Origin of the sequence: Moorena producens 3L (genome assembly GCF_000211815.1) — a bacterium.
Classification (GTDB): domain Bacteria; phylum Cyanobacteriota; class Cyanobacteriia; order Cyanobacteriales; family Coleofasciculaceae; genus Moorena; species Moorena producens.
Window position 1 is genome coordinate 25,755 of record NZ_GL890926.1, and the last position, 24,702, is coordinate 50,456.

The 24,702-nt window shown below is 42.7% G+C and carries 23 protein-coding genes; 7 read left to right on the top strand and 16 right to left on the bottom strand.

Features of this window, described 5'->3' with window-relative positions; translation table 11 throughout:
- Positions 1 to 388 precede the first annotated feature (388 nt).
- From LYNGBM3L_RS15605 to LYNGBM3L_RS45795, 4 genes are all read right to left on the bottom strand, one after another.
- On the bottom strand, positions 389 to 721 hold the full coding sequence (locus tag LYNGBM3L_RS15605; protein WP_008185107.1) for a type II toxin-antitoxin system PemK/MazF family toxin: 333 nt from the start codon (positions 719 to 721) through the stop codon (positions 389 to 391).
- Positions 715 to 966 (bottom strand): AbrB/MazE/SpoVT family DNA-binding domain-containing protein, encoded by a 252-nt coding sequence (locus LYNGBM3L_RS15610; protein WP_008185109.1) that lies wholly within the window; start codon positions 964 to 966, stop codon positions 715 to 717. The genes LYNGBM3L_RS15605 and LYNGBM3L_RS15610 overlap by 7 nt, the downstream gene beginning before the upstream one ends.
- A 121-nt stretch (positions 967 to 1,087) precedes the next feature.
- Positions 1,088 to 1,345: a hypothetical protein gene (locus LYNGBM3L_RS15615; protein WP_008185111.1), complete on the bottom strand. Its 258-nt coding sequence runs from the start codon at positions 1,343 to 1,345 to the stop codon at positions 1,088 to 1,090.
- A 55-nt stretch (positions 1,346 to 1,400) separates the two neighbouring features.
- Entirely contained in the window at positions 1,401 to 1,565 is a 165-nt protein-coding gene (locus LYNGBM3L_RS45795; RefSeq protein ID WP_008185113.1) for a hypothetical protein, read from the bottom strand.
- 179 nt (positions 1,566 to 1,744) lie between these two features.
- Between LYNGBM3L_RS45795 and LYNGBM3L_RS45800 the strand changes: the two genes are divergently transcribed.
- Positions 1,745 to 1,963, top strand: coding sequence for a hypothetical protein (locus tag LYNGBM3L_RS45800; protein WP_131827177.1), 219 nt, complete (start codon positions 1,745 to 1,747; stop codon positions 1,961 to 1,963).
- 1 nt (position 1,964) lies between these two features.
- On the opposite strand, the gene LYNGBM3L_RS15620 is transcribed toward LYNGBM3L_RS45800, so the two are convergent.
- From LYNGBM3L_RS15620 to LYNGBM3L_RS15645, 7 genes are all read right to left on the bottom strand, one after another.
- A complete protein-coding gene (locus LYNGBM3L_RS15620) occupies positions 1,965 to 7,691 on the bottom strand; it encodes an AAA family ATPase (protein WP_008185117.1) in 5,727 nt (1,908 codons plus the stop codon).
- A 210-nt stretch (positions 7,692 to 7,901) separates the two neighbouring features.
- The gene (locus LYNGBM3L_RS15625; protein WP_008185119.1) at positions 7,902 to 8,195 is read right to left on the bottom strand and encodes a hypothetical protein; all 294 of its coding nucleotides are present in this window, start codon (positions 8,193 to 8,195) and stop codon (positions 7,902 to 7,904) included.
- Positions 8,196 to 8,369: 174 nt separating this feature from the next.
- Positions 8,370 to 9,776, bottom strand: a complete 1,407-nt coding sequence (locus LYNGBM3L_RS15630; protein ID WP_008185121.1) for a tetratricopeptide repeat protein — start codon at positions 9,774 to 9,776, stop codon at positions 8,370 to 8,372.
- Between the two features lie 66 nt (positions 9,777 to 9,842).
- On the bottom strand, positions 9,843 to 10,727 hold the full coding sequence (locus tag LYNGBM3L_RS15635) for a tetratricopeptide repeat protein (protein ID WP_008185123.1): 885 nt from the start codon (positions 10,725 to 10,727) through the stop codon (positions 9,843 to 9,845).
- Complete coding sequence (locus LYNGBM3L_RS15640) at positions 10,727 to 11,575, bottom strand: SAM-dependent methyltransferase (RefSeq protein ID WP_008185125.1); 849 nt, start codon at positions 11,573 to 11,575, stop codon at positions 10,727 to 10,729. Before LYNGBM3L_RS15640 ends, LYNGBM3L_RS15635 begins: the two co-directional genes overlap by 1 nt.
- A 456-nt stretch (positions 11,576 to 12,031) precedes the next feature.
- Entirely contained in the window at positions 12,032 to 12,250 is a 219-nt protein-coding gene (locus tag LYNGBM3L_RS45805; RefSeq protein WP_131827176.1) for a hypothetical protein, read from the bottom strand.
- A 70-nt stretch (positions 12,251 to 12,320) separates the two neighbouring features.
- The gene (locus LYNGBM3L_RS15645; RefSeq protein ID WP_008185128.1) at positions 12,321 to 13,718 is read right to left on the bottom strand and encodes an AAA-like domain-containing protein; all 1,398 of its coding nucleotides are present in this window, start codon (positions 13,716 to 13,718) and stop codon (positions 12,321 to 12,323) included.
- Between the two features lie 2,052 nt (positions 13,719 to 15,770).
- On the opposite strand from LYNGBM3L_RS15645, the gene LYNGBM3L_RS34920 reads away from it, so the two are divergent.
- Both LYNGBM3L_RS34920 and LYNGBM3L_RS40855 read left to right on the top strand, forming a co-directional pair.
- Positions 15,771 to 16,892: an RNA polymerase sigma factor gene (locus tag LYNGBM3L_RS34920; RefSeq protein WP_008185131.1), complete on the top strand. Its 1,122-nt coding sequence runs from the start codon at positions 15,771 to 15,773 to the stop codon at positions 16,890 to 16,892.
- A 723-nt stretch (positions 16,893 to 17,615) separates the two neighbouring features.
- Positions 17,616 to 17,804: a hypothetical protein gene (locus tag LYNGBM3L_RS40855; protein ID WP_131827175.1), complete on the top strand. Its 189-nt coding sequence runs from the start codon at positions 17,616 to 17,618 to the stop codon at positions 17,802 to 17,804.
- Here the strand turns inward: LYNGBM3L_RS40855 and tnpA are convergent.
- The gene (gene tnpA, locus LYNGBM3L_RS15660) at positions 17,776 to 18,243 is read right to left on the bottom strand and encodes an IS200/IS605 family transposase (RefSeq protein ID WP_008185134.1); all 468 of its coding nucleotides are present in this window, start codon (positions 18,241 to 18,243) and stop codon (positions 17,776 to 17,778) included. The genes LYNGBM3L_RS40855 and tnpA overlap by 29 nt on opposite strands.
- A 29-nt stretch (positions 18,244 to 18,272) precedes the next feature.
- Here tnpA and LYNGBM3L_RS15665 point away from each other — a divergent pair, with 29 nt between their 5' ends.
- Both LYNGBM3L_RS15665 and LYNGBM3L_RS15670 read left to right on the top strand, forming a co-directional pair.
- Positions 18,273 to 19,580 carry an RNA-guided endonuclease InsQ/TnpB family protein gene (locus tag LYNGBM3L_RS15665; RefSeq protein ID WP_008185136.1) on the top strand — a complete coding sequence of 436 codons (1,308 nt, stop codon included), beginning with the start codon at positions 18,273 to 18,275 and terminating at the stop codon, positions 19,578 to 19,580.
- A 118-nt stretch (positions 19,581 to 19,698) separates the two neighbouring features.
- Complete coding sequence (locus LYNGBM3L_RS15670) at positions 19,699 to 20,112, top strand: hypothetical protein (protein WP_008185138.1); 414 nt, start codon at positions 19,699 to 19,701, stop codon at positions 20,110 to 20,112.
- Positions 20,113 to 20,521: 409 nt separating this feature from the next.
- Here LYNGBM3L_RS15670 and LYNGBM3L_RS15675 read toward each other — a convergent pair whose 3' ends face one another.
- The 3 genes from LYNGBM3L_RS15675 to LYNGBM3L_RS15685 form a co-directional block, all read right to left on the bottom strand.
- The gene (locus tag LYNGBM3L_RS15675; protein WP_008185142.1) at positions 20,522 to 20,956 is read right to left on the bottom strand and encodes a type II toxin-antitoxin system VapC family toxin; all 435 of its coding nucleotides are present in this window, start codon (positions 20,954 to 20,956) and stop codon (positions 20,522 to 20,524) included.
- Positions 20,953 to 21,210: a hypothetical protein gene (locus tag LYNGBM3L_RS15680; protein WP_008185144.1), complete on the bottom strand. Its 258-nt coding sequence runs from the start codon at positions 21,208 to 21,210 to the stop codon at positions 20,953 to 20,955. Before LYNGBM3L_RS15680 ends, LYNGBM3L_RS15675 begins: the two co-directional genes overlap by 4 nt.
- Positions 21,211 to 21,635: 425 nt before the next feature.
- Positions 21,636 to 22,250 (bottom strand): Uma2 family endonuclease, encoded by a 615-nt coding sequence (locus LYNGBM3L_RS15685; RefSeq protein WP_008185146.1) that lies wholly within the window; start codon positions 22,248 to 22,250, stop codon positions 21,636 to 21,638.
- A 130-nt stretch (positions 22,251 to 22,380) separates the two neighbouring features.
- Here LYNGBM3L_RS15685 and LYNGBM3L_RS40870 point away from each other — a divergent pair, with 130 nt between their 5' ends.
- Together LYNGBM3L_RS40870 and LYNGBM3L_RS15695 are read left to right on the top strand one after the other, a co-directional pair.
- The gene (locus LYNGBM3L_RS40870; protein WP_008185148.1) at positions 22,381 to 22,902 is read left to right on the top strand and encodes a hypothetical protein; all 522 of its coding nucleotides are present in this window, start codon (positions 22,381 to 22,383) and stop codon (positions 22,900 to 22,902) included.
- 230 nt (positions 22,903 to 23,132) lie between these two features.
- Positions 23,133 to 23,441 carry a hypothetical protein gene (locus LYNGBM3L_RS15695; protein ID WP_008185150.1) on the top strand — a complete coding sequence of 103 codons (309 nt, stop codon included), beginning with the start codon at positions 23,133 to 23,135 and terminating at the stop codon, positions 23,439 to 23,441.
- Between the two features lie 292 nt (positions 23,442 to 23,733).
- Here the strand turns inward: LYNGBM3L_RS15695 and LYNGBM3L_RS15700 are convergent, their stop codons facing one another.
- The gene (locus LYNGBM3L_RS15700; RefSeq protein ID WP_131827174.1) at positions 23,734 to 24,306 is read right to left on the bottom strand and encodes a hypothetical protein; all 573 of its coding nucleotides are present in this window, start codon (positions 24,304 to 24,306) and stop codon (positions 23,734 to 23,736) included.
- Between the last annotated feature and the right edge of the window lie 396 nt (positions 24,307 to 24,702).

The following is a 24,702-nucleotide window of genomic DNA, read 5'->3' on the forward strand; positions in this document are numbered from 1 at the left end:
AGGGAGTAGGAAAAAATTCTTTGTAGCTCACAGAAGCGATGGGCGAGCATTGAGCCGCTACGGGAACACAATTGCTAAAGGTTTTGAAAAAAGCGATTGGCCGTAGGCCACGCTACCGGAACGCGCTTATATTAGAAGAAGGACGAAAGACTCGTTCAAAGGGTTGCTTGCGATACCACCTGACCATGATGTTGATCGGCTGAATCATAGAAAGCCACCAATAAGCCTGTATCCAGCAAAATAGTGGGATGATAGCTGGGTCAAACAACTTTTAGGAGATGCACCCAGTGCGATGCTCCTTGGCCTTGGCCAAAAGGCAACGCTACGCGAATGGGCAACGCTACGCGAATGGAGCCGCTACGGGAACGCAATCGGCTCGATATCTTTGCTAATCCCTAGAAAACATTTCCACTAAAGTATCAACTACCTGATTACCAATCTCTTCAGGAAGCTTTCCTAGCTTATTAATTAAGCGACTCTTATCAATCGTCCGAATTTGATCTAAAACGACTTGTGCTTCTTTTCCTTTAAAAGTTAAATTAACTCGTGTGGGATAATTTCGCTTCGCTGTCGTCATTGGTGCAATAATCACTGTCTTGATATACTTATTCATCTCATTAGGAGATATAATCACACAAGGGCGAGTCTTCTTAATTTCAAAACCAATGGTGGGATCGAGACAAACCAAATACACCTCAAATTGCTTGGGAATCGCTACCATTTCCAATCCTCTTCATCCCAATAATTTTTAATTCGATCATCAATTAATAATTCATCATCACCATTTTCGGCCATTTCTTTAAACCTTTCTTCCCATCCTTGACGAGAGTGGGATACTGGCGAAATGATCACCTTTCCATCTTCTACTGTTATTTCAACTACATTAGCTAAACCACATTTTTCAATAATTTCTTTAGGAATTCTAATTCCTTGGGAATCTCCAATACGTACAATTGCCGCTTTCATCAGCTTAATTAATATATAAATTGATTAGTAATTAACATCTTAGCACTAATAATTAATAATCTCTATATAGTGTACCTAAATGAATTGTGAGTGATAATTTTTGTCCCCTGTTTCCTACTCCCTACTCCCTACTCCCTGTTCCCTGTTCCCTGTTCCCTGTTCCCTTTGCTCTACGAGTGTCCCGATCAGATAGATTACCCACCGATAGCAAATGTTTAGGCATTCCTCCCATTCGTTCTAAAACCGATTTTTGGGATTGAAAATTTTGGCGATAATCCCGCAGCAATTTTTTAATCAACTCACTGCTAGTTGTTTTTTCCTGACTTAAAATTTCAACTAAATACTGTTCTGCCTCTTGATCCAGACTTACATTCAACATCACGTTTTACTCCATGGTACTGTTGCCTTCTTTCAATCTTACAATTTTCTAGAGCTCATGGGTTTTCTTCAAGAGCCTTTTGTAATTGAGAAATTACAGTCTCTGTTGACTGAGGTCGTAACTTGCCCTGTTGAAATGTAGCAATCGATTCTTTGGCATCCTGAGCAATTTCTTTACGACGGGATTCGATCAGACGGTTTTGGATGATTTCAACCAGCATAGCCTGTTGTTCAGGAGGGAGTTGACTGACGGTGTTGAGGGCTTGCTCAGGTGCGACCCGTGGCGAATTTAATTCGCCAACGGAAAGCGCACCTAAAGGGAAGTTGTCATTGGCTTAACACAGAGCTTTGGTCGGTCGATTCAATTCTAATCCCAATCTAAATGCTGAACAGCTTATTCGTGAAATCAAATAAAAAAGATAAATCCCAGCCCCATTTTACCTTTTGCCTATTGCCTATTGCCTATTGCCTATTGCCTATTGCCTATTGCCTCTTGCCTATTGCCTCTTGCCTATTGCCTCTTGCCTATTGCCTCTTGCCTCTTGCCTATTGCCTATTGCCTATTGCCTATTGCCTCTTGCCTATTGCCTTGCTAAAATGCATTTTAAATCCGTTTTAGCTTAGAAATGCTGCTCAAGCCAACTGCGGTCAAAGATCGATTGATAAATCCGGTTATTGACTCTCAGACATCCCTGTTGCTTAACCACTAACCCAGACAACAGCAATTCCTTTTCGTCTGGACTGTCAACAGCCACCACTTCTCCCTGGTCCACAATTTGTCGATATATCTCCAGTAGCCCTACAGATTGCTTACTTTCGAGGATGCGATCGCGTATAGTTCTCAAATGCTCCGGTTCATCCTGGGATTCCCAATTCTCTATCACCCTGGTTCGCACCAAATTTTCAATCCATTCAGCTTCGTCGTTAGTAGGGATAGCAGACGAAGTACTGCGGATGAATTGACAGATCTTTTGGGTCAAAAAAGGCTGACCACTCGTCCATGCTAACACTTCTTTCAGCAGTGTTTGAGGATTGGTCACTTTCTCTGCTAATCCTTGAAGCAAAGGTTGGGCTTCATGCTCTTTAAACCCCTCCAGTTGAATCGCCTGACCAATATTAAAAGGGGTTCTTTTGTGGTCAGTAATTAAGCCAGAGGGGGTAGCAACCCCAAACAGAGCAAAGGTTAAATTGCCATAGTCTCGATTGATAGTACGCTGATTATAGCAGGAGCGAATCAGAGCAAAAAAGTCATTAACTGGAAAATTCAATCCCAACACGCTATCAACTTCATCAATAAAAACTACCCTTTTATTCGGTAAACTGTTATCTGGTTGCTCAAGTTCATCTAGCAAGACTTCTTCTATAAATTGACTCAACCGCTGAACCGTAGAAATATCCCCTCGTTCATTCCACCACTTTTTTAAATTCACCTTTCTTAGTAAACCAAAACTTCGCCATAGCTCTACTGCCAATCCCTTATACCATTGGTCAGGGGTAACATTTTCGCTGCCAATCCGAGTCAGGTCGATGGCCGCGCAGCTAATCCCCTCATGGTTCAGGTGGTTAATCATACGTACCATCAGGCTTGACTTGCCCATCTGGCGGGGATTGAGAATGTAACAAAACTTCCCTTGCTTTAATGATTTGTAGAGAGTTCTGTCAGCAGAACGCACCACATAAGTGGGAGAATCCATCGGTAAACTTCCCCCCACTTGATAATCAAAATTCGCGGCTTGTTCGTCACTCTTCAGTAACTCGTTTTCAAATATTAGTTCCGCTTGAGTAGCTTTGAGAACTTCCAAAGTTTGAGATAGTTCTTGAGTGCGCTCTTCTACTTTAAGCTCTAGATTGCGGTTATAGTCTTCTAACTGTCCATAGAGACGAGCATTTTCAATAGAGATAGCAGCTTGAGCAGAAAGCATTCTTAAAACTTCAATGCGATCGCTCGTAAATGCCTCTGTGGTTAAATTATTTTCTAAATATAAAATACCGCTTAGTTTACCTTGATTTAACAAAGGAGTACAGATAATCGATTTGGGTTGAGTGGCAACAATGTAAGGGTCACGAGTAAATTGTCCTTGATTAGCCGCATCACTTAAGACTAAATTTTCCTGGGTGCGAGCCACATAATTAATGATGGAGACTGACAAGACCGGGGTTTGACTAGCAGCATCCACAGAGTCTACTGGCAGGGATTGCAGTGTAGTAACTTGATCAGAATCCACTGTTCCTTCAGCTTCAATTACCCAATCACCGTCTTTATATAGTATCAGAAAACCTTGTTGAGCGCCAGCATTCTCAATCAGGATTTTCATTAACTTTTCCAGCAACTTGTCTGGGATAATTTCCCCAGAAATTGTTTGCGATGCTTTGAGAATGCTATTGATATCCAAAACACCGGATGTAGTTTTACCTGAGTCGGTAATGGACGGATTTAAGCTAGTTTTAATACTATCTGTTGAAACTGTAGCTAAAAATTGTGGGTATCGAGCTTCCAAATCTTTGACCTTAGCCACAGCTCCCCAGCCTTGATAAGTATAGTGGGCATCTTGTAGGTAGTGGCGAGCAACGTGGTTTTGGTTTCTGGCTAAATAGAATTTGCCTGCTAGTTCATAAGCTAGGGCTTCGTCGTTGAGATATTCGTTTTTATGGGCTAAAGTAATAGCGCGGTCGTAATAGTCTCTAGCTTCGCTATCTTTGCCTAAAACTCGGGATCGTTCAGCTTCGACTAGATAAAATTTGTGTAGAAAATTCATCGGAGCTTGCTTTGCCCATAGTTCCATTTTTTCTTGTTTAGCAGCAACCTTGGTCAAGATTTCTGCTCTTTCAGTCTCTGAAGCATCAGGATAAAATGCTAGCCGAGCCAGGGCGTCATAGAAGTAGGCAGTGGTAAAGATGAATGATGAGGCAGCATTGGCAGCATATTCTTCAAACTGGTCGGCATTTTCAACCGCTTGCTGAAATTCCTGGAAAAGATAACATAGAGTGAGTTTATGTGAATAAGCATGCATCAGTGCAGTGCGATCTCCACTGGCAAGATGGGCTGGCATCATCTTTTCTTCATCATATGCTTCACCAATCAAACGGCAGGGATTGTCGGCTTCTCCCATCAAGTTAAGGATAGCCTGCATATAGGTTTGAGTCCAATGAATGAAAGCTTCCTGCTTAGTTTGAATAGTAGCTGCAATTGCTTTTGCCGTCTCTTTCTTAGCATCGATTAGTTCCACACCACTTAGGTACAAAGCGTAGACATATCCATCTATAGCACTAGCAGCATGTTCAAGATCTCCAGTTTCTATGCCACTTTGATAACCTTCCATGCAAAAAGATGATGTATCTCTGAGGGGTTCCTTCCAATGCTTGAGAAATATTTTATAGGTTGAATAAGTTCTGGCTTTGAATGTTCTATCTTTGAATAGTTCTAGCAACTTTAAAGCAAGTTGACCAAACTGATAGCCAGCCTCAAGCTCTCCTCTTAAGCAGAGGATAATCCCGTAACCTACATAGGGAAAAGCAGAATCAGCAGAATTACCGTACTGAATCGATAAATTAACCTGTCTGCACCAAATGACCAAGCAAAGTTGATTATTTGTTATGAACGTAGGAGTAAACAAGTAGTTCATAATCCCCATAGTTGTTAATTTATAAGGATCGGTCATTTGGGGTAAGTCAATTAGCTCCTGAGGTTGCCTGCCCCCTAAGGCAGACTTGATCTGCTCTATCTCTGCCGTCAGATCAGATTGGCTGGGTCGTTCGGGTAATTCGATCCCAAGTAATTTCAGAACTTCTAGCCCAGTTTTGATTGCTTCTATGAATTTAATTTGGGCAGAATAGGCTTGGATTTTGACTTCATAGACTTTGACTTTGTCTAGCAGTGTTTGGGCTTTTTGCAAGACTATCTCAATCAAGGGCTCCATTTGGTCGTAGTTGGCAATTGTATAAGCGGCTTCTGCTGCCTCCACATAAAAATTTAAGGTAAGATCATACTGCTGTGACCAACTCTGGTTACTTAACAAACTTAAGCCGGTCTGGAGATAATTGAAAGCCGGTTGACGAGCAGCTGAGGATTTGGCTTTTTTGCCTGCCCGTAGATTTAATCGAGCTAACTCATCTCGCTCTGTTTGTTCCTCAATTAGCTCCCGACCTTTGTTCAACTGGTTAACAATCTCAAACAGCTTCTGTTCAGATTCTTCAGAGGATGTATTTTGCAGTAACAACTTGCCAACCCCCAGATGTACTGCTTGGGTATCTGCTTTGGGAATCAGCGAGTAAACTGCTTGTTGGATGCGGTCGTGGGCAAATTTGTATTCTACAATTAACTGATTTGACAACCCTTCGATATCAAGTTCCACCAACTGGTAGGCATAGCTAAGGGGTATAATTAGACCAGATTGGAGTGCTGACCGTAAATCCGTTGCAGTTTCCCCTATAGATTTTTCATATATCACTGCCAGTGTTTTCAGGTCAAACTGGTTCCCTATGCAAGCTGCTAATTTTAATAAGGCTTGAGTTTTTGTGGGTAAGTCTTTAACTTTTTTAGTCATCAACTCCACCACATTATCTGTAAGGGGTTGCGCTTTTATTTGCTCTATATCCCACTCCCATTTCTGAGAAGGATAGTTAAAATACAACCAACCTTCAGAATACAGAGATTTTATAAATTCATTGATAAAAAACGGATTTCCGCCAGTTTTTTTCTGTATTAATTTTGCAAGGGGTTTAGCAGTTATTGAATCTACGAAAAACGTATCAACGATAAGTTGGCTAACATCAGTTAAGGCTAAGGGGGGAAGTAGTATTCTCTTAATGTTTACCCTGGCTGATTCAATCTTTTCCAAGGTTTGAGTCAACGGATGTACTTCGTTTACTTCATTATCTCGATATGCCCCAATGAAAAATAGATATTTATTATCTGCTGCTGTCATCAGCAGTTGAATTAATTCCAACGAAGCTCTATCTGCCCACTGTAAGTCGTCAAGAAAAATGACTAACGGATGTTCCGGTTGAGTGAATATCTTAATAAATTTTTGAAAAACAAAATTAAAGCGATTCTGGAGTTCTGTTGGCGGAAGCTCTGGCACAGGTGGTTGTGGACCAATAATTAGTTCTACTTCAGGAATAACTTCAATGATTACCTGTGCATTTTCCCCTAATTCAAGTTGTAGCTTTTCTCGCCAATTGTTAATCTCTTGCTCACTTTCGGTGAGTAATTGTTGTACTAATGACCGAAATGCCTGAATTAAAGAAACGTAGGGAATATCTCGTTGAAACTGGTCAAACTTACCAGAAATAAAATAGCCATGTTGGCGAGTCAGGGGCTTATATACCTCCTGTATTAATACGGACTTGCCAATACCAGAATACCCCGAAACCAGCATCATTTCACTAGCTCCTTGGCTGACTCGATCAAAAGCAGCTAATAGGGTAGAAATCTCCTGTTCTCGCCCATATAGTTTTTGTGGTATTTGAAATTGATCGGAAACATTGTGCTGATCGATCACGAAAGCATCAATTTGCCCTTTGGTTTGCCACTGTCTGAGACATTCTGCTAAATCTGCCTTAATCCGATAGGCTGATAGATAGCGTTCTTCAGCATTTTTCGCCATCAATTTCAACAGGACCGCCGAAAGAATTGCTGGAATTTTTGGTTTTAGTTCCTGTGGTGATTTCGGTTGTTTAGCAATATGACAATGGACTAATTCCAAAACATCATTGCTGGGGAAGGGTAACTGTCCCGTCAGCAATTCATAAAAGGTCACCCCCAGGGAGTAAAAATCAGTGCGGTAATCGATGGCTCGATTCATTCGACCCGTTTGTTCTGGGGAAATATAAGCTAGGGTTCCTTCTAATACATTCGGGTTGCGAAAGGTTGATATTTCTCGCGACAGTGTGGTTGAAATACCAAAATCAATTAGCTTAAGCTTACCAGTATTCTGATTTAAGATAATATTTGATGGGTTAATATCTTTGTGAATAATATGCTGCTGGTGAACCTGACCGAGAATGTCAACAATCTCAATGGCCAGGTGGAGAAACTCAGCAATTGTGAATTCCTGCTTCGGAATTATCCGATTGAGAGATTCGCCCCCAAAATCTTCTAACACCATCACCCAGTTAGTTTCTAGCTTTTCCCAGCTGTAAACATCGATTACACCGGGTAGGTTAATAGTTTTGGTTGTTTCATACTCTCGCTTGAACCAAGCAATCCTTTCAGGGGAAGGATAAGCCTGTTTGAGCATTTTAAGGATAACAGGTTGGTTATCTGCCCGCCGATGTCCGCGATAGACTAGGGAGTTGGTGCTCTCATGGAGTTTTTCCGTAACTTGGTAACCTGATAAATCGCGCATGCTTATCTCCGTTCAAGGAGTGTTTATTATACAAAACTGCAACCAGTGCCGTTTGAGCTGATTAAATAATAATCCATTTGCCCAATTGTATAAAGTTATGAGTGATTTAAAATCAACTACCCCACCTAACCTAACCGTTAGGTGGGGCTTCTAGGGAATTTAGCTAAAACTCAAAGAATTGAGCTTGATGAAACTTTTCTACACCAAATTCTAGTTAAAGTTAGGTGTGGATTCTTCTGATGGAGAAGGCTCTGGATCTGGTATGGGAAAAGGGTCTGGATCTGGCAAGGGATCGGGACCGGGATCGGCGCAGGTAATAGCAAGCGGGGCTTGTTCGTTTGCAAAGAAGGCTGCAATTTTAGCAGGTTCTTTGCTGATCATTGCAGTCTGCTCTACTTCAGATAAACCCACCTCGTCCATTACGGAACTGGGGTTATTGATAAAAACACTTTGTTTGTTGGGGTCAAGGGCCAAATCTGTTAATAAATTAAATAGTTTACTCATGAGATATCCTACCAATCTTTAACGTAGTTACCAGTGAAAAATGCCAGCTAATTGTCGCTTATTTTTTTTACCCAGTCGATTCTCTTTAATTAAGAGTTTCAGCGCTTGTTTAAGGCACCGATTAAATTGCTATAGCAATTCTATTTTAGAGCCGAATAATCAGCACTTATAAACTCAATCTTTGTCAGGATTCAAGAACATTGAAAAATATTTTGTGATTGCTTTCTTTATTATTTGTGAACGCTCTATATCCGAAAGTACTGGAGTTTGAAAAACCCTTTCTATTGTGTAGTAAGAATTGATTCGAAAGCCAATGTCTCGATAAAGGTTCGCGGTACCAATAATACTGTCTTCCTCCAGAAGAACACTTAAATCACTAAGCAAGAAAAGAACATTGCTACATGTTTCCGTCAGGGCAAAGTTTTTCCATAGCCATAATTGTGCCTCCTCACACTCTTCAGCAGAATCTATAGAATCTATATGAGGGTTATTTATCACATCGTTCAGAACAAGCTTTGTTAATGGATGTTCATAAGCATTATCATATTCTATTATAGCTTTTATTTGATTTGTAGTAAATTTATTAGCACTAATTTGATATCGCAATACAGTTTGACAGACTTCAGAAAACGGTAACTTGGCGTTTTTAATGAATGTGTTAAATTTTTCGATAATATCATCATTAATATCTTCTAATTTTTCTTTATTTTGCTGAGCTTCAATTACGGTGAGGATTAGGTAAGCAATCAAGTCACCTGGCTGAACCATCAAGGCTTTTTGGGCATAAGCGATCGCTCTACCGTAGTATCTCTCTTTCTTATCTTCGTCTTTTATCTTCGTTAAATAAAAACATAGCAATGCATGTTCATAAAGATCTAGCCTCCTGCTTTCTAAGAATGGGACAGGAGAAGGAGAGAACTGTAAAACCTGAGATTCCGGAGCTATTACTATCTCTACTGATAAATCCCAGTGTGAATCCTCGTATTCTTGAACCAATCTGTAAACTGTTGCTCGCATACCCCAAGCCCAGGTATAGGTGGGGATAAGTTCAATCGCTCTGTTAAGACAAGCCAATGCATTGTTTTTACTGTCTTCATCTATTATTATTTTTTTCAGAAATTCCACATGGCCTTTTTCTAATTCTTTGTTTAATTCTTCTTTTACTTTTTGTGAAATCTTAAACATCTTCAGGCGGTAGGTTGCTCCCAAGTGAGCTAATGCCCACGCATAGTTGCTGTTTGTTGGTTCTTGATTATCAAGGGCTGTTTGGAAATGTTTTATAGCTGAGTCAACATATTCCTTTTTCCGATTTTCCACAATTGCCCGCAGACGATAGGTTTCACCTAGCTGTGCATGAGCCCAGAGATACTTATCATTCTTTTCGATGGCTGTATTTAAGTACTTTTCTGCTTGATCATAATTCATCAACTGGTAGTAAGTTGTTCCTAGGTGGGCATTGACCCAAGCATTGTCTGGATACTTACTTTGGAGCTCTTTAAAAATCTTGATCGCCTGTTCATAGGCCCCTGACAAGCGAAACGTTTCTCCTCTTTGGGCATTCATCTGATCGTTGTAATCCATCTTACTCAAATTCCTCCTTAACTGTTATTTGAAACTTAATTTATTGAGGTTTGTTGTCTCAAAAGCTTAACTAGCGAGTAATGCTTGAGTTCTCGGATCATCTCGCCACTCCATCCAAGCTGGGTCGTGACCGACTAACTCAATGGCTTCATCATTAATAGGAATAGCTTCTTCTAGATATTCCCATGCTTGTTCGCAGTTACCTACCAAGATGGCTAAGCCGCTCAGTCGGTACAGAATATCTCCTCGATCCCCTGTCTGCCATTGAGAGCGCAATACTGACCGCGTAAGCTCAATCTCGCTTTTGGCCTGGGTCAATCCTTGCCAACGAGCCTTTGCTACTGCAATACAGTACAAAGCTGTAGTGTCATCTGGAACTTCCTCTAACCTCTGCTGGCAACAAGCGATCGCTTCAGCATATTGGCCATCGTAGCAAAGGATTAACCCTCTCTCAATCCGCCAATTTTTCACAAATATGGTTTTGTCAAGGGCGATCGCTCGGTCAAAATCAATCAGGGCTTTCTTGTAGCACTTCATCAGTGCATAGACGCGGCAGCGATAGGCAATTGCCCAAAGGTAATCCGGCTTCAGCTCAATGGCTCGATCCAAGTCAGCCACTGCCATTGTGTAATATGCTTCCCCCATAAAGCGGTAGGTTACGCCCCGGTGAGCCAGAGCCCAAAGGTAGTTAGGGTTGAGATCAATAGCGCGGCTAAAATCTGTTCGGGCTTCCTGATAACGTTTGATCTGATAGTAGGTTTGCCCACGGTGAGCGAGAGCCCAAGGGTAGTTAGAATTTAGCTCAAGGGCATCGGTGAACTTGGCGAGGGCAGCTTCAAAATTTCCCATCAGCCGATCCGCCTCACCTTGCTGAGCTAGAGCCTTAGCTTTCTCAGGGTTCTGTGGGGACGCTAACTTGAGGTCAGACACAGTTTGTTGATAAGCTGTCATCAGATCTGTTTCTCCCCTGTAGCTTCTTTAACAAAAGACATACCTAAGCGCGCCATCATTTCTTTGTCCACAGGTGCTAGAGCGTGAGGCGGAATATAAAGGGTTGAAACCTCACTAACACTGCTTTGTGGTAGCTTGGACAGAGGAATACGCTGGATAACTGGTTGGCAAACTGGATAATAAACTGCTGCTTCGTAAACAATCACTTCATGGTCACCTCCATAATGTGTCTTTAAGACCTCGGTCAATATGGTTAGAGGACGAAACTGTTCCTCCGGTTTATAAAAACCGAGATTGCCAACCATGGCAATCTGCCACAAAATCAAGGGGCTAGTGGGGTCAAATTTACGCCGTCGAATCAAAAAGTCCGTTGCTTCAAAACTTTGACACCCGTTTCGACCAGGATCGACACCAAGGTCAGCAAATAAGCAATCTTCCGCAGAAATTCCAGGTAGCATCTGTGCTCTGAAGCCTTCACGATGTGCCTGTTTAATAGCTGCCTGCACTGGATTGGCAAAAACCCCAGGATGACCGTAAAACACAGCACAGACATTCAGCCCCTTACGAACTTCTGTCAATATTTTTTCGGTCATTTCTTGATAAGTCTGTCTGCGCCATTGATTGTTCCGGTTATATGGCAAAGGTTCTGCTGTGGCATTCAATTCTTTGAGCCATTTAGCGGTTACTGGGTCAGCCAACGCATATAAAACCTTGTCCGCTTGTTCTATCCAGGCTTTCGCCCCCAAGGTCAGATGACTTACCAATTGAATCCCCGTACCGACAATAGTTAAAGAGCCAGTTTCCAAATTCAATTTACTCTTCAGCTTAGAATCGGAGTTTTTGATCATCAGAGTAACGGGTGCATCTCATATTTGTAAAAAAGTTGCGTAGGGTGCGTGATAAGACGGGCTCGCCCTCATTTTCTCGGTAGCCAGTTTTGGGACAGTCCGTCCCGTAACGCACCACCAGGTCAAACAGCTGGGATTTATGGAGCATTGATTGTTTTAGTTGTTTTATTAAAATTCACACTCAATTTTTTAATAAACTAAAGCATGTTTCATAGCTAGGGTGCATCTCAATGCATGCTGTTTGATCCGGTGGTGCGTTACAGGGCGGGCTGTCCCCAACAAGGAGCGAAGAGGTTGAACATGAGTGCAAGCCCGCCCCTAACGCACCCTACGCACTACTATATGTTGTATATTAGTTTGAATTTTGACCTATTAAACTCATAAAACTCATATAAAATCTCATATAAAATCTCATGAAAAAACTAATAAACAAAACATTGAATCGTGAACGGAGCATTAAAAACTGATCGTAAGCATTGAGCATTGAGCATTGAGCATTGAGCATTGAGCATTGAGCATTGAGCATTGAGCATTGAGCTTATGGGTTACGTCCCAGGGTCGTTCGCACAGCGTGGCCATTCGCGTAGCGTGGCCGTTCGCGTAGCGTGGCCAAAAGGCCAAAAGGCCAAGGCCAAAGCCTGTGCCACAAAGCACCTCAAGTAGCGAATGGCTCACGGCTGACCGCTGACCGCTGACCGCTGACCGCTGACCGCTGACCGCTGACCGCTGATCAATAATGATTAGGCTACAAGACAGATGGTGCGTAAATAAACTGCTGCTCTCCCTTTTTCATAAAATACTGTCGATACAATTCACAACTTGCGATCGCTTGAGCCCCTGAAAGTTTAATCAACCCCATACTGCTTAACTTGTGAGTTAGGATGGGGTCTAAGGGCACAGGTTCAGTGGCCTTGAGAACCGTATCAAGAGCTTGTGCTAATTCCGGCTGTTTTGCCAATGTTGCCCAATGACGCTGCAAGTGATGAGCATAAATTCCAGTGGCAGTGGGAGCACTTTCTAGCAGTTGGGACAGAGTTATATCCTTGCGACTAAGATGATAGAGCGTTAAGTTTACCAGTGCCGGATGTCCCCCCAGCATTACCATTAATTGTTTAGCTTCTTCGGGACCTACCCAGTCGAGTCCGTAGCTTTGGGCTAACTGCTGCACCTCCTCCTGGCTGAAGTTTTTTAACTGAACCGGCAGCCCCACATTGAACGGAGACTGGTTAAGCTCCAGGGGAACGTAAATTTCCGTGGAGTGAACCACTACCAGGCGAAGCTTTTGCCAGATGGGCAGTCTTTTCCCTTCTTCGTACCAAGAACGCAACAGAGGTAAAAAATCCTTGGCGACTTGGGGATGCTCGAAAATCTGGCTCACCTCATCCAATGCCAAGATTAGGGGAGTATCAATTAACTCAAGTAGATAGTCTTGGAAGTAGAGGGTGCAGCTAATTTTACTGCCCAGGTCTTCATCCCAATACTCGTCTAGCATCGGTTTACGCTGAAGCTGGTGAGCGATGTTGGCACACAGCCAGCGCAAAAATTGATTCAAATTGCTTAAAATTTCCTGCTCGACTTGCTCTAGGTTCAAGCTCACAGTATGGTAGCCCAGGCGGTTGCCATGGTCAAGAATCCTCAGCAGCAGAGACGTTTTGCCCATTTCTCTGGGAGCTTTAATCCTGATTAACGCTCCCGGTTTCTTGATTTCTTGATCAACTTGCTCCTCAAGGGAAGAGCGTTCTAGGTAAAAGGGAGAGTCGAGAGGGATTGAGCCACTGGGGTAGCTTGGTAGTATCTCACCGGTTTCATGGGCGGGATTGCCCGGCAGATCTTGCTTCACCAGATCTTGCTTCAAAGGGTTTGTCTCTGAGGATGTTTGGGCAGTGGCATAAGACTCCAGCAGCACCCGACAGTTTTTCTTGCTTACCCGCTGGCCAATCACCTCCGAGAGTCGCTGATACAAATCTGGAGCAACGACATTGGTCAGGTAGCCTGCACTATAACCTGCTTCGAGGGCAATTTGGTTATAAGTTCTATACTGCCAAACCCCACCCAGCATAATTACTTCTGTGGAAGTAAGGGGTCGATGTTGACTATCTTTTAGTTGACGGTCAACAATTTCCAGTATACTATCAATATTCATGTACAAGGTCACTGAAATTTATCAACAAGCACCTTTTAAGTGCTCGAGCAAACGTGACACACCGAAACGTCACCTAAAGGTTTGGCCTTACCCTTTTGAAAACTAAAAGCTATAGTGTTTATTGAATTTAAAAAACACTATTAAAACACTATTATGCATAATATGAATCAGCAAATTAGATGGGTTTACCCTGAATGAGCAACCAATTTTAGGTAAGCATTCAGCCGTCAGCCGTCAGTGGTCAGCCGTTAGTGGTCAGCCGTTAGTGGTCAGCTTATTGTATTCAAAAGCTGTTCATAAAGTAGCGTGCCCATAGCGCATAAGCTAATGGCTAATAGCTGATAGCTGATAGCTGATAGCTGATAGCTGATAGCTGATAGCTGATAGCTGATAGCTGATAGCTGATAGCTGATAGCTAATGGCTAATAGCTGATAGCTGATAGCTAATAGCTGATAGCTGATAGCTGATAGCTGATAGCTGATAGCTGATAGCTTACAATTTTAGAGCTGATGACTGGGCAATGGCACCCCAGTTAACCAGCAGTGGTAGCATGTCACTTATGCAGAACATTTGTACGCTTATTTGGGTAATAGGTAATGGGTAATAGGTAATGGGTAATAGGTAATGGGTAATAGGTAATGGATAATAGGTAATAGGGGGAGCCTGTCACCTATCAATATTTGTACATTATCTATAGCTCCCGGGTTTAAGCTTGCGCTAATGGGAAATAGTACTAATGTTTCAGCAACGCCAGACCTCCTTTCATTTCTTCTCCTGACCCTCAGCTATAATACCATATATAATTTCCAGCTTAATATTAAATATTGTTAACTAGTTGTATTCCTGGGACTCCCTGACTGGGGAGGGCTATTATAGCAGAGAATAGCAGAGAATAGCAGAGAATAGCAGAGAATAGCAGAGAATAGGCAAAAAAGTGGCGTTTGCGCTTCAAAGCCATTGATTTTGTTTGTATAAACGCGATTTAGTCAGATTTTTATAAGCGGGAAATGGGGAGATATAGCGCTACGCGCAAGTCCGCAAGTCACAAGTCAGAAGTCAAAAGTTTACTACAACAGGTTTTCAGCTTTTAGCCATTTCCTAACTTTATTGCGTAGTGCTATAGGAAGAATTCTCCCCATTTCCTGCTTCTGTTGACTCCCGACTTCCGACTGTATATAGGGTTTTTATTTGAGATGTAAACGTGTATGGTCTTTTTTGATTGGACAATAAAACTTTGAATCTCTTGGCCCTATTGCCTTTTGCCTCTTTTCTATTCGCTTTTTGAGCAATAATTTTGTTTACAACCTATATAAAAACCCTAGACATGAGTTTTTACATGAGTTTGCTCTACCGTACTTGTGGTGATAAGTAAAAGTTATTTAATGGTAAAACCCTTTCTCCACAAGGATTTCACCATGATGCCCTTAAAAATTATGTATTGTATTATACATTTTTTAACATAAACCCGATAGAGCCATGAGTTTTTACATGAGTTTTTACATGAGTTTTTACATGAGTTTTTACATGAGTTTTTTCTACCGTACTTGTGGTAAGAAGCAAAAGTTATTTCATGGTGAAACCTTTTTGGAGAAAGGCTATTACCATGAAATAATTCAAATTTATGTATTGTATTATACATTATTTTACCATAAACCCCATATAGCCATGAGTTTTTACATGAGTTTTTACATGAGTTTTTACATGAGTTTTTACATGAGTTTTATGAGATTAACAGACTATAAACTGATGTACCCTCAAATGGTGATCGGGTAATCGAGGTCAAAAATGTGGAGTACAAATCCTAAGCATTCAGCCGTCAGCCGTCAGCCATCAGCTAAAAGCTCACGCTACTTGAGGTGCCGTCAGCCGTGAGCTAAAAGCTCACGCTACTTGAGGTGCTTATTTTATTCAAAAGCGCCGATTGCGCTACGCGCACGGTACTGTTCGCCCAGGGTGGCCACAGACCCAAAGCTGATAGCTGATAGCTGAATGCTTACTACAAATCAGCCCTGGACTCCCGTGGAGAGCATACACCATTGTATTGATCAATTATGATCTCAGATATTCAATTAGAAGCCAGTTCTACTGCATTGGGCCAATCCCATCAGGTTTCAGAGAAAGAGTTTTGGCAGCAATGGCAGCAATATCAAGACTATCTCTATCATCGCTGTCTCAGGTGGATGGGTGGAAACCCTACCGATGCTGAAGATGCCCTGAGTCGGGCCATGCTCAAGGCATGGGAGAAGGTGCAAAAGTTTGGGCGGAAAATCGCTAATTTTAAGGCTTGGCTGACAAAGCTGACTCATAACCTCTGCGTCGATATTCATCGAGAACATAGTCGCAGCGCCAACCACGTTCAGAATATAGAAGGGATTCCAGAGGAAAAAGGACTGCTTTGCTGTAACGATACCCCAGACAGGGCTTTGGAAACAGACGAGAAAAAGATTGCGATCCGCCGTGCCATTGATAACTTACCTGCTCGGCTGCACCAGACCTTTATCCTGCACTTTTATCAAGAACTGTCTTATCGAGACATAGCCCAACAGCAAGAGATTTCCTACCAGAATGTCTGTAAGCGCATCTCCCAGGCACGGGCAATTCTGCGAGAGGAGTTGAGGGGATATTTTATTGGGGAAGATGAAACTGATCCGGAATTATCGGTTACACCAACTAATCAGGCAACTGAGTCAGCAATTGGGGAAAAGTCCGAGGGGAATACAGAACTTGAAGCGATTGTGGGCGAGACGGTGACATCATCTGTTGCCGTGGAGGAAGTGCAGGAAATAGCACTAGGGGTGCAGCACTCTGAGTCGGTTCCTGTTCCAGCTACTTCTGAGGAGAAGTTAGAGGTAAACAATGAGGCATTGCTGAGGGGCCGGATGAACATGAAACGGGCAAGATGCCCGTTCCACCAAGATGGCTGTTCCACCAAGATGGCTGTTTCACCAAGATGCCCGTTCCACCAAGATGGCTGTTCCACCAAGATGCCCGTTCCAGCAATATGGCTGTTCCACCAATATGGCTGTTTCACCAAGATGCCCGTTCCACCAAGATGGCCATTTCACCAAGATGGCTGTTCCACCAAGATGGCTGTTCCACCAAGATGCCCATTTCACCAAGATGCCCACCCCAAAAAACTATTACAATCATCCCGCATTTATGCAACGCCATAGCGGGTTTATCTTTTTTGATCACAATTTGCTCAAATTTCCATGCGGTAAAGCTTACAGGCCGACATTGCTTAATAATGGAATGATTTTAAGAGTGAGGTAGAATAGGCATCTTGCCTGTTCGGCGGGTCGCATCTGTAGAATAGGCATGTTGCTTAGGTGCCCTTGACCTATTAAGAATTAAATTCGCCACGGGTCGCACCTGTGGAATAGGCATCTTGCCGTGGCATGGGCATCTTGGTGGAACTGGCATCTTGCCGTGGAATGGGCATCTTGCCCGTTACAATCTTTGGGCGGGCAGGATGCCCACTCTACTCCTATTAATTCAAAGACTGACGCAACGCCTACAGGCCTTTTTGTCACCCCCTCAGACCTTGGGAATGGCTGACGACTGACCGCTGAACGCGCACGCGTGCGCGTAGCGCATATGCTTTCGTTGCCGTAGTGGCTCAATACTCGCGCATTGCTTTTCTTTTTTAGGGAATGCGATCGCTTTTCTTTTTTAGGGAATGCGATCGCTTTTTTTTTGAGGGGACGAAGGGATGCGATGCGCGAGCATTGAGCCGCTACGCGATCGCAGTTAGTATAGCAGTCGAAGTAAAGCTTAAGACATCTTCTGCTCCCTGCTCCGAACGCGCCCCGCGTGGCCTACGGCCTCAGTCCCTGCTCCCTTTCAACTAAAAGACTATGTCCTAAACTATACTTCCCTTGCTATAAAGTTTGAGTATGAAGGAGCGATGCGCGAGCATTGAGCCGCTACGCGATCGCTTTTCTTTTTTATGGAATGAGGGTGCGATTCGGCAAAGCCGACGCTACGCGATGAAGCGTTCGCGTAGCGTGGCCTACGGCCTCAGCTTCCGCGCTTATGCGATCGCATATTGTCCAACTAAACGGGCAAGGGGTCTCCCGTTATAATCTTTGATTTAACGGGAGGGGAATTGCCCGACGGGGTATTTTGGTTTTGAACATAACTTTTCAATTGTTCTATTGTTACTCCGCCACAGGAAGCTACAAAATACGAACCTGTCCAGAAAGCCCGTTTGTCACCGTAAAACTTCTCGAGGTGTTCTGGAAACTCCTGACGTATCAGACGACTGGTAACGGTTTTGATGTTTGCGATCAGTTTTACAGGTGCAACCTTTGGGTTTAAATCAACTAGCAGGTGAATATGGTCTGTTTCTCCGTTGAACTCAATCAAATTGCACTCCCATTTCACGCAAGTATCAGCACAGATTTGATTGAGTCTGGTCAATACCTCGTCCGTAATGGTTTTTCGTCTGTATTTAGTGACTAATACAATATGCACAGTAAGTCTATAGACAGACCTATTTTGTTTGGTATAGTTGCCTTTCATGAGATGACGATAAGTGGTAAAATAAAATCATGATACTTACATACTGCTACCGAATCAAACCAAGTCACGAACAGATAGCCATCATGGATAGATGGCTAGAACTGTTGCGCCGTCACTGGAACTATGCTCTAGGGCAAAGGCTTGATTGGCTCAACAGGACTCGTTCACCGGTTGATCGATGTAGCGTTAGTTATGAGCCGATTGGTGAAATTCCTCACCCGGTCAACTACTACACCCAGCAATCTGCTCTCAAGGAAACTAAGCGGTTGTTCCCTGAGTACAAACAAATTTACGCAGAGACGCAACAGGTTAACCTACAGCGGCTTAACAAAGCCTGGGAGAAATGGCGAAAACCAGACGCCAGTGGTAAGCGTGGCGGAAGACCTCGCTTCAAAAAGCCCGGAGATCTCCGGTCATTTGTATTCCCCAGGGTTAACAATACCAAAGCGGGAGCACACCTAGTTGACGGTGTTTTAAAACTAAGTCGAATTGGGTCAATACCTGTGGTAATGCATCGGCCATTACCTGTTAGCGAAGCTTGCCCGAAGGGCGTGGGTTTTGTACTCAAGCAATGCACTATCGTCAAAAAAGCTGATGGTTGGTATTGTTGTATTTCGATGAAAGATGATACCGTACCTGAACTGCTACCTGTAGATTCAGTCAATTCTGCCGTTGGTATTGATGTTGGCCTGGAGAAATTCTTGACGACATCTGACGGCGAAGCAGTGCCTATCCCGCAGTTTTACAGAAAAGCTCAGGACAAACTTGCTCAAGCTCAAAAAGTAATGTCGCGCCGCGTCAAGGGTTCTAAAAACTGGAAAAAAGCTAAACATAAAGTAGCTTTGATGCACCTTCATTTAAGCCGTTGCCGAAAAGAATTTCATTATCAGGTTGCTCATTGGCTGTGCAGTAAGTATGACTTAATTGCTCACGAAAATTTAAATATCAAAGGACTCGCTAGAACTAATTTAGCAAAATCAATACATGATGCGGCCTGGGGAGCATTCTTGGAAATATTGCAAGCAGTGGCGGTTAAACGCGGTTTGTTAGTTCAGGAAGTTAACCCACGTGGCACAAGTATCGAGTGTTTTAGTTGTGGTTCTAGGGTCGAAAAAACTTTAAGTGATCGCATTCATTATTGTTCTAGTTGTAAAGTTAAAATTGACCGCGACTGGAACAGTGGTATCAACATTTTAAATCGTGGACTATTGGCGGTTGGACTGCCGCTTAATGGCTGTGGTAAATCGGTACAGGATATCGTTCGCGTAGCGTCGGCATCCGCCGAGGAGCAGCAAGTCTCATTCGTGAGGTTGAGAAGCCCACATCATAATCTTTGATTTGATGTGGGAGTAGTCACAATTCAGATATTCCCCTCTGAGATCGTCTTTAGATTGAAAGGTGGAAAACAAGTCTACCTGTAACTTTAAACAATTCATTCCTTTTAAGGAGTAAATAATGTTCTCAGAAAAGTTTGAACAGTTGCTTAAAGCAATTCCAGCTACATTAGTGGCTATGGCTTTGATCATTGGTTTTACAGTTTTCACACAACCGGTCCATGCTTCGACACCACAACTACATTGTCAGAAACCCATCTTCACCAGAATCTTGAGTCAAGGAGATGTGTGGGATAGTAATCAAGATCCTAAATCCCAAGGGGCAGTGTACGGATTTCGCGCCTCAGGTTATGGTGATTATTGTACATGGCAAGCAAAGGTGAACAATTATCACGATACACTATCATTTGACGATTTGGGTGTTAGCCAATCTGTAGTTCTTTTTGAGACTCCAAATGCTCCTGCAATGGTAAGCCTTAATAATGGTTGTCGTGAACCATTGACTCTTGAGGTCTGCCCATTGTTTGAATTTTGATGTCTGCCCATTGTATTAGGGGACAAAAGTCACAGTCATTATTTCTCCATTGAGAAGTTGACAAAAGTGCGATAGCTTATCTTGTCGGGTGCGTTAACAAAGTGTAACGCACCTTTTTAATTATCAGTAATGGGATGGCTTATTGTAGGATTAATACTGCCATGGTATAATCTAAAACTAGTCGATTTTCATTCCCGGCTACATTTACCCCTGACGAGTCGGATAGCGGGTTTATGGTAACTTTGGCTGGATTTGCCAGAAGCCATTACTCAGGGAGATTCCATTGAACAAGCCAAAGCTTCAGCAGCCAACTGTTTGGAAGAAGCGATTGCTGCGAGCATTGAGCCGCTATGGGAACGCAGTTAGTAGAGTTTGAGTGGGATTGGCCGTAGGCCACGCTACGGGAACGCTACATATTAGAAGAAGGACGAAAGACTCGTTCAAAGGGTTGCTTGCGGTAGCGTCGATAGATATCAAAATCCTTATCCAAAGTAGCGATCGCCGCAATATTCAAACGTTCAGAAATTGCCACAAGAGACAAATCAGAAAAATCACCAGGCAAGTCAGCATACTGGGCGTTTAGCTCAGCGATACGGGCAAAGTCTTGCAGTAAAAGCGACTCACACTCATAGATGTTATTGGCCAGATGAGTTAGAAATTCATTCTGCACTCGCCAATCAGACCCTAGCAACCATAGCACTTCTGTAACACAACCTACGGTTGTAACTAACCGACTGGTACAACTGGTAAAAAACTCAACCACTTGACCATGATGTTGATCGGCTGAATCATAAAAAGCCACCAACAAGCCTGTATCCACCAAAATAGCGGGATGATAGCTCATACTTCTCGTTGATGGCTTGCCCGTATCCGAGAAGCAATAATCTCTCTACGAGTGTCCCGATCAGACAGATTCCCCACCGATAGCAAATGTTTAGGCATTCCTCCCATTCGTTCTAAAACCGATTTTTGGGATTGAAAATTTTGCCGATAATCCCGCAGCAATTTTTTGATCAACTCACTGCTAGTTGTTCTTTCCTGACTTAAAATTTCAACTAAATACTGTTCTGCCTCTTGATCCAGACTGACATTCAACATCACGTTTTACCCCATGGTACTGCTGCCTTGTTTCAATCTTACAACGTAAGCATTCAGCCGTCAGCGGTCAGCCTTTAGCTGATAGCTGATAGCTGATAGCTGATAGCTGATAGCTGATAGCTGATAGCTTACCTAATCGCTATCTACAAATACCGGGATAAAGTCAACCTAAATCCAGGCAATAGATTCTCTCCAGATAATTCCGTGGGAAGGTTTGGCACCTCTCCTATAGCACCATCATACAGCAATCGAGAACAAGCAATCGCTTTTCAATTGAGTTTGAGGATGATAGTGGGTTTCATAATTAATTGTAAAAAGCACTGCATCGCTACTTGATTACCTATTGCCTATTGCCTATTGCCTCTTGCCTTTCCCGAAGAGATTCTGTTCACAACTAAAATAGAAATGCGATCGCATTTCTATTTTCAATCCCACACCCGACGCAAATTCAACACGAAACCCGGTAACACCTCTTCCCCCGACAACTCAGGCGGATTCTCCAACACTTCCACCGCCAAACCTGGTCGATAAATTTCCACTAGTCGCTGTTGTGGATCGATTAACCAACCCAATCTCGCCCCATTGTCGATATACTCGGTCATTTTAGATTCCAGAGACTGAACCCGATCTGAGCTAGACCGTAACTCAACCACAAAATCCGGGCAGATATTAGCAAAGGTTCCTTTTTGTTCTGGAGTAAGTGCCTGCCAACGTTCTGCGCTCACCCAACAGGCATCGGGAGAACGAGTGGCACCATTAGGTAAAATGAAGCCAGTGGAGGAGTCAAAAGCTTTACCCGGTTCCCCTGCATTACGCCACCACAAATACAACTCTCCAGAAATACTCCAATTTAGCTTTCCAGTTTTCCAGCCTGTTGGTGGGTTCACAATTAACTCTCCAAGTGCCGTTCTTTCCAGTCTCAAGTCGCGGTTAGCTGCTGCGAGGGCTGCAAACTGTTCCTGGGTGACGTACAACCCGATTGTCCTAGGCAACTCAATCAATAGAGTTTCGGTTTCTGGACTCGCAGGTGTTTGTATCATCTTGACCTCTGTTTATAATACCCCGTGGGAAGGAAATCCTCGTGTCAATATTCAAAACGAAAAGAGTGGAAATGCTAAAGTTTATCAAGTTGTCAAGTATTAAAAACTATTGATAAGTTGGAGCAGAGTAATGAAAGTTAATCCCCAACACTACACTTATAGCATCAAATGGTCAAAAGAAGACGGAGATTTTGTAGGATTGTGTGCAGAATTTCCCAGTCTATCTCACCTTGACACATCTGGTTTTGCTGCCTTACAAGGCATTACTAATTTAGTCGCAGAAGTGCTCGAAGATATGGAAGCCTCTGGAGAACCTATTCCACAACCTCTTGCCGAGAAAAAATATACCGGTCAGTCTTATGAAGATGAAAGGATGATTCAAGCTATCCTTCAAGAGCGAGAAGGTGGAGAGCGTGAGGTGGAGTCACCAGTTGGCTACGTTGATTTGTTAACTGATGATTATGTAATCGAGGTCAAACACGTTAAAGTCTGGAAGGACGGCACTAAAGTGCTTCTGTATGCTCCCTACTTTCCAGGTCGAAAACCACGAGTTCATCTGTTTGGTGGCTATAGTAAGGATTTCCGAACTCTGGTAGAAAATTCCTTTGAGACGTTGGGTATTACTACAACTTGGGAGCGTGAACCCTTTTAGGGTGTCTGGACTGATAAAAGAGCGAGTAAGCTATCAGCTTATGTGCTACGCACACGCTACGCGAACAGCTATCAGCTATCAGCTATCAGCATATGCTTACGTTTATCCTACTTATGAGGTATAATAATACAGAGATTAACTAGTGAGTTATAACAATCTGGGATAAAATCTTACTCAATTGACTTTCGGCCAAAATTTATAGAAGTCTATAAAAAGTAAAATCTATTAATATGAGTAAGAAAAAAAAGAAAAAACATCCTGGGGGACATAAGTTTTATGAACCTAGCGACTACAGGCCGGTAAACTGTAAAAACGTCCCAGGAGAACGAGCTAGGAAAAAGTGTAAGAAATGGAACAAATTTGTTGCAGAAAGATCTAAGCTTAAGAAACAAGGTCTGTTTGAAGAGATGAAAAAACTAGAGGAAGAGTATCACGGAATAGACTTAACAGAAGAGACTACTGTCGATACTCCAGATTGCCTTGAAGAAGAAGAATTGTACTACGACGGTTATTTAGATGAATACAGAACTTGGTTTTAAGTCACCGGATTGAGCTAGCCTATTAATGCTTCAATTTTAATCAGCTCTCCAAACTTTTCTGATCATCTAAGTTAAGAAATAGAAGTATATTACCAATGGCAATCCCGATGACGATAAGATAAATTGAGGTAAAATTACTGAAAGTAAATCACCCCAAAAATTTTTCATAAAAGGAAGACTAGTTAATACACTATTCAAGATAAATTGTAAGCATAAAGCACTCAATCCACTTAGAAAAATGAAGAAAAATACTTTCCACCAATTCCCTTCAACTCTGTCTTGATGCAGTCGCTCATGGGGGGGACCCCCAAGACCGCGCTGCATCGCTGGAGCGACTGTAATCGAAAGCATCTTTTCCCCTTTGGTCTCGGAGAATAAAAGCCAGCCCATAGTATTGATTATTTACCGTATAAACTATCCCTGGGATTATAAGTAGCATAAATCGGATAAAATAGTTAATACTAAATATCAAAACCAAGCCAACTAGAGGCAGTAAATTTGAAACTATTTTTTGGACTGCACTCTGATAACTGGTATCTCTTCCATGAATATAATTTTCTGTAATCAGCGATAGGGCTATGTAATAGATCAAACTTGCTAAATTGACAATGATCGAAACAACTACAAAAAATGCTAAAAACAATCCTGAAGGGTTATTTATATTTTCCGGGTTCAAAGCTGATAAAATTATCAGCAAAGGTAAATAAATTGTACAAAACAACAGTAGGATAGGCTTCAAATTTTTCAGATAAACATCAAACCCCATTGAGATTAATTCGATTAATCCAAGTTTTCGGCTTTGAAGTTGAGATAGACTACTCATAGTTACGGCTCCATCAACGGGTATTGATATAGTATTTATCAACTAGTTTATGTCCATTTTTGATTTTATGGAACAGTAAAAAGATAACAGTAAAAAAATCGGCGTTGCTGATTATGGGTATGGTTTCGCCCCCCTAGCCCCCCAATTCTGCGGTGCGACCCGTGGCGAATTTAATTCGCCGACGGAAAGCGCACCGGTGGGGGAACAAGACTTTCTTGCGTCCCTTCCGGTGCGCGCCTCCTAGGGCGAGTAAATCGCCCTTGGGTCGCACCGCAAAGTTGGGGGACCCACGGGGGCTTGACCAAAACCAGATGATCGCGCATTCATTCCTTGATTCAGCAACGCCAAAAAATCTGTATAACTGAGATCTTGCACCATTGTCATTAATCGTAGGGTGGGCAGTGCCTACCAACGCGCTTTGCAAGCTTCATTATCTGT

Bases quoted from the DNA above. Each gene is read 5' to 3' on its own strand.
- LYNGBM3L_RS15605 (WP_008185107.1), bottom strand. From the start codon at position 721: ATGGTAGCGATTCCCAAGCAATTTGAGGTGTATTTGGTTTGTCTCGAT.
- LYNGBM3L_RS15610 (WP_008185109.1), bottom strand. From the start codon at position 966: ATGAAAGCGGCAATTGTACGTATTGGAGATTCCCAAGGAATTAGAATT.
- LYNGBM3L_RS15615 (WP_008185111.1), bottom strand. From the start codon at position 1,345: ATGTTGAATGTAAGTCTGGATCAAGAGGCAGAACAGTATTTAGTTGAA.
- LYNGBM3L_RS45795 (WP_008185113.1), bottom strand. From the start codon at position 1,565: ATGCTGGTTGAAATCATCCAAAACCGTCTGATCGAATCCCGTCGTAAA.
- LYNGBM3L_RS15620 (WP_008185117.1), bottom strand. From the start codon at position 7,691: ATGCGCGATTTATCAGGTTACCAAGTTACGGAAAAACTCCATGAGAGC.
- LYNGBM3L_RS15625 (WP_008185119.1), bottom strand. From the start codon at position 8,195: ATGAGTAAACTATTTAATTTATTAACAGATTTGGCCCTTGACCCCAAC.
- LYNGBM3L_RS15630 (WP_008185121.1), bottom strand. From the start codon at position 9,776: ATGGATTACAACGATCAGATGAATGCCCAAAGAGGAGAAACGTTTCGC.
- LYNGBM3L_RS15635 (WP_008185123.1), bottom strand. From the start codon at position 10,727: ATGACAGCTTATCAACAAACTGTGTCTGACCTCAAGTTAGCGTCCCCA.
- LYNGBM3L_RS15640 (WP_008185125.1), bottom strand. From the start codon at position 11,575: ATGATCAAAAACTCCGATTCTAAGCTGAAGAGTAAATTGAATTTGGAA.
- LYNGBM3L_RS15645 (WP_008185128.1), bottom strand. From the start codon at position 13,718: ATGAATATTGATAGTATACTGGAAATTGTTGACCGTCAACTAAAAGAT.
- LYNGBM3L_RS34920 (WP_008185131.1), top strand. From the start codon at position 15,771: ATGATCTCAGATATTCAATTAGAAGCCAGTTCTACTGCATTGGGCCAA.
- LYNGBM3L_RS40855 (WP_131827175.1), top strand. From the start codon at position 17,616: ATGAAGGAGCGATGCGCGAGCATTGAGCCGCTACGCGATCGCTTTTCT.
- tnpA (WP_008185134.1), bottom strand. From the start codon at position 18,243: ATGAAAGGCAACTATACCAAACAAAATAGGTCTGTCTATAGACTTACT.
- LYNGBM3L_RS15665 (WP_008185136.1), top strand. From the start codon at position 18,273: ATGATACTTACATACTGCTACCGAATCAAACCAAGTCACGAACAGATA.
- LYNGBM3L_RS15670 (WP_008185138.1), top strand. From the start codon at position 19,699: ATGTTCTCAGAAAAGTTTGAACAGTTGCTTAAAGCAATTCCAGCTACA.
- LYNGBM3L_RS15675 (WP_008185142.1), bottom strand. From the start codon at position 20,956: ATGAGCTATCATCCCGCTATTTTGGTGGATACAGGCTTGTTGGTGGCT.
- LYNGBM3L_RS15680 (WP_008185144.1), bottom strand. From the start codon at position 21,210: ATGTTGAATGTCAGTCTGGATCAAGAGGCAGAACAGTATTTAGTTGAA.
- LYNGBM3L_RS15685 (WP_008185146.1), bottom strand. From the start codon at position 22,250: ATGATACAAACACCTGCGAGTCCAGAAACCGAAACTCTATTGATTGAG.
- LYNGBM3L_RS40870 (WP_008185148.1), top strand. From the start codon at position 22,381: ATGAAAGTTAATCCCCAACACTACACTTATAGCATCAAATGGTCAAAA.
- LYNGBM3L_RS15695 (WP_008185150.1), top strand. From the start codon at position 23,133: ATGAGTAAGAAAAAAAAGAAAAAACATCCTGGGGGACATAAGTTTTAT.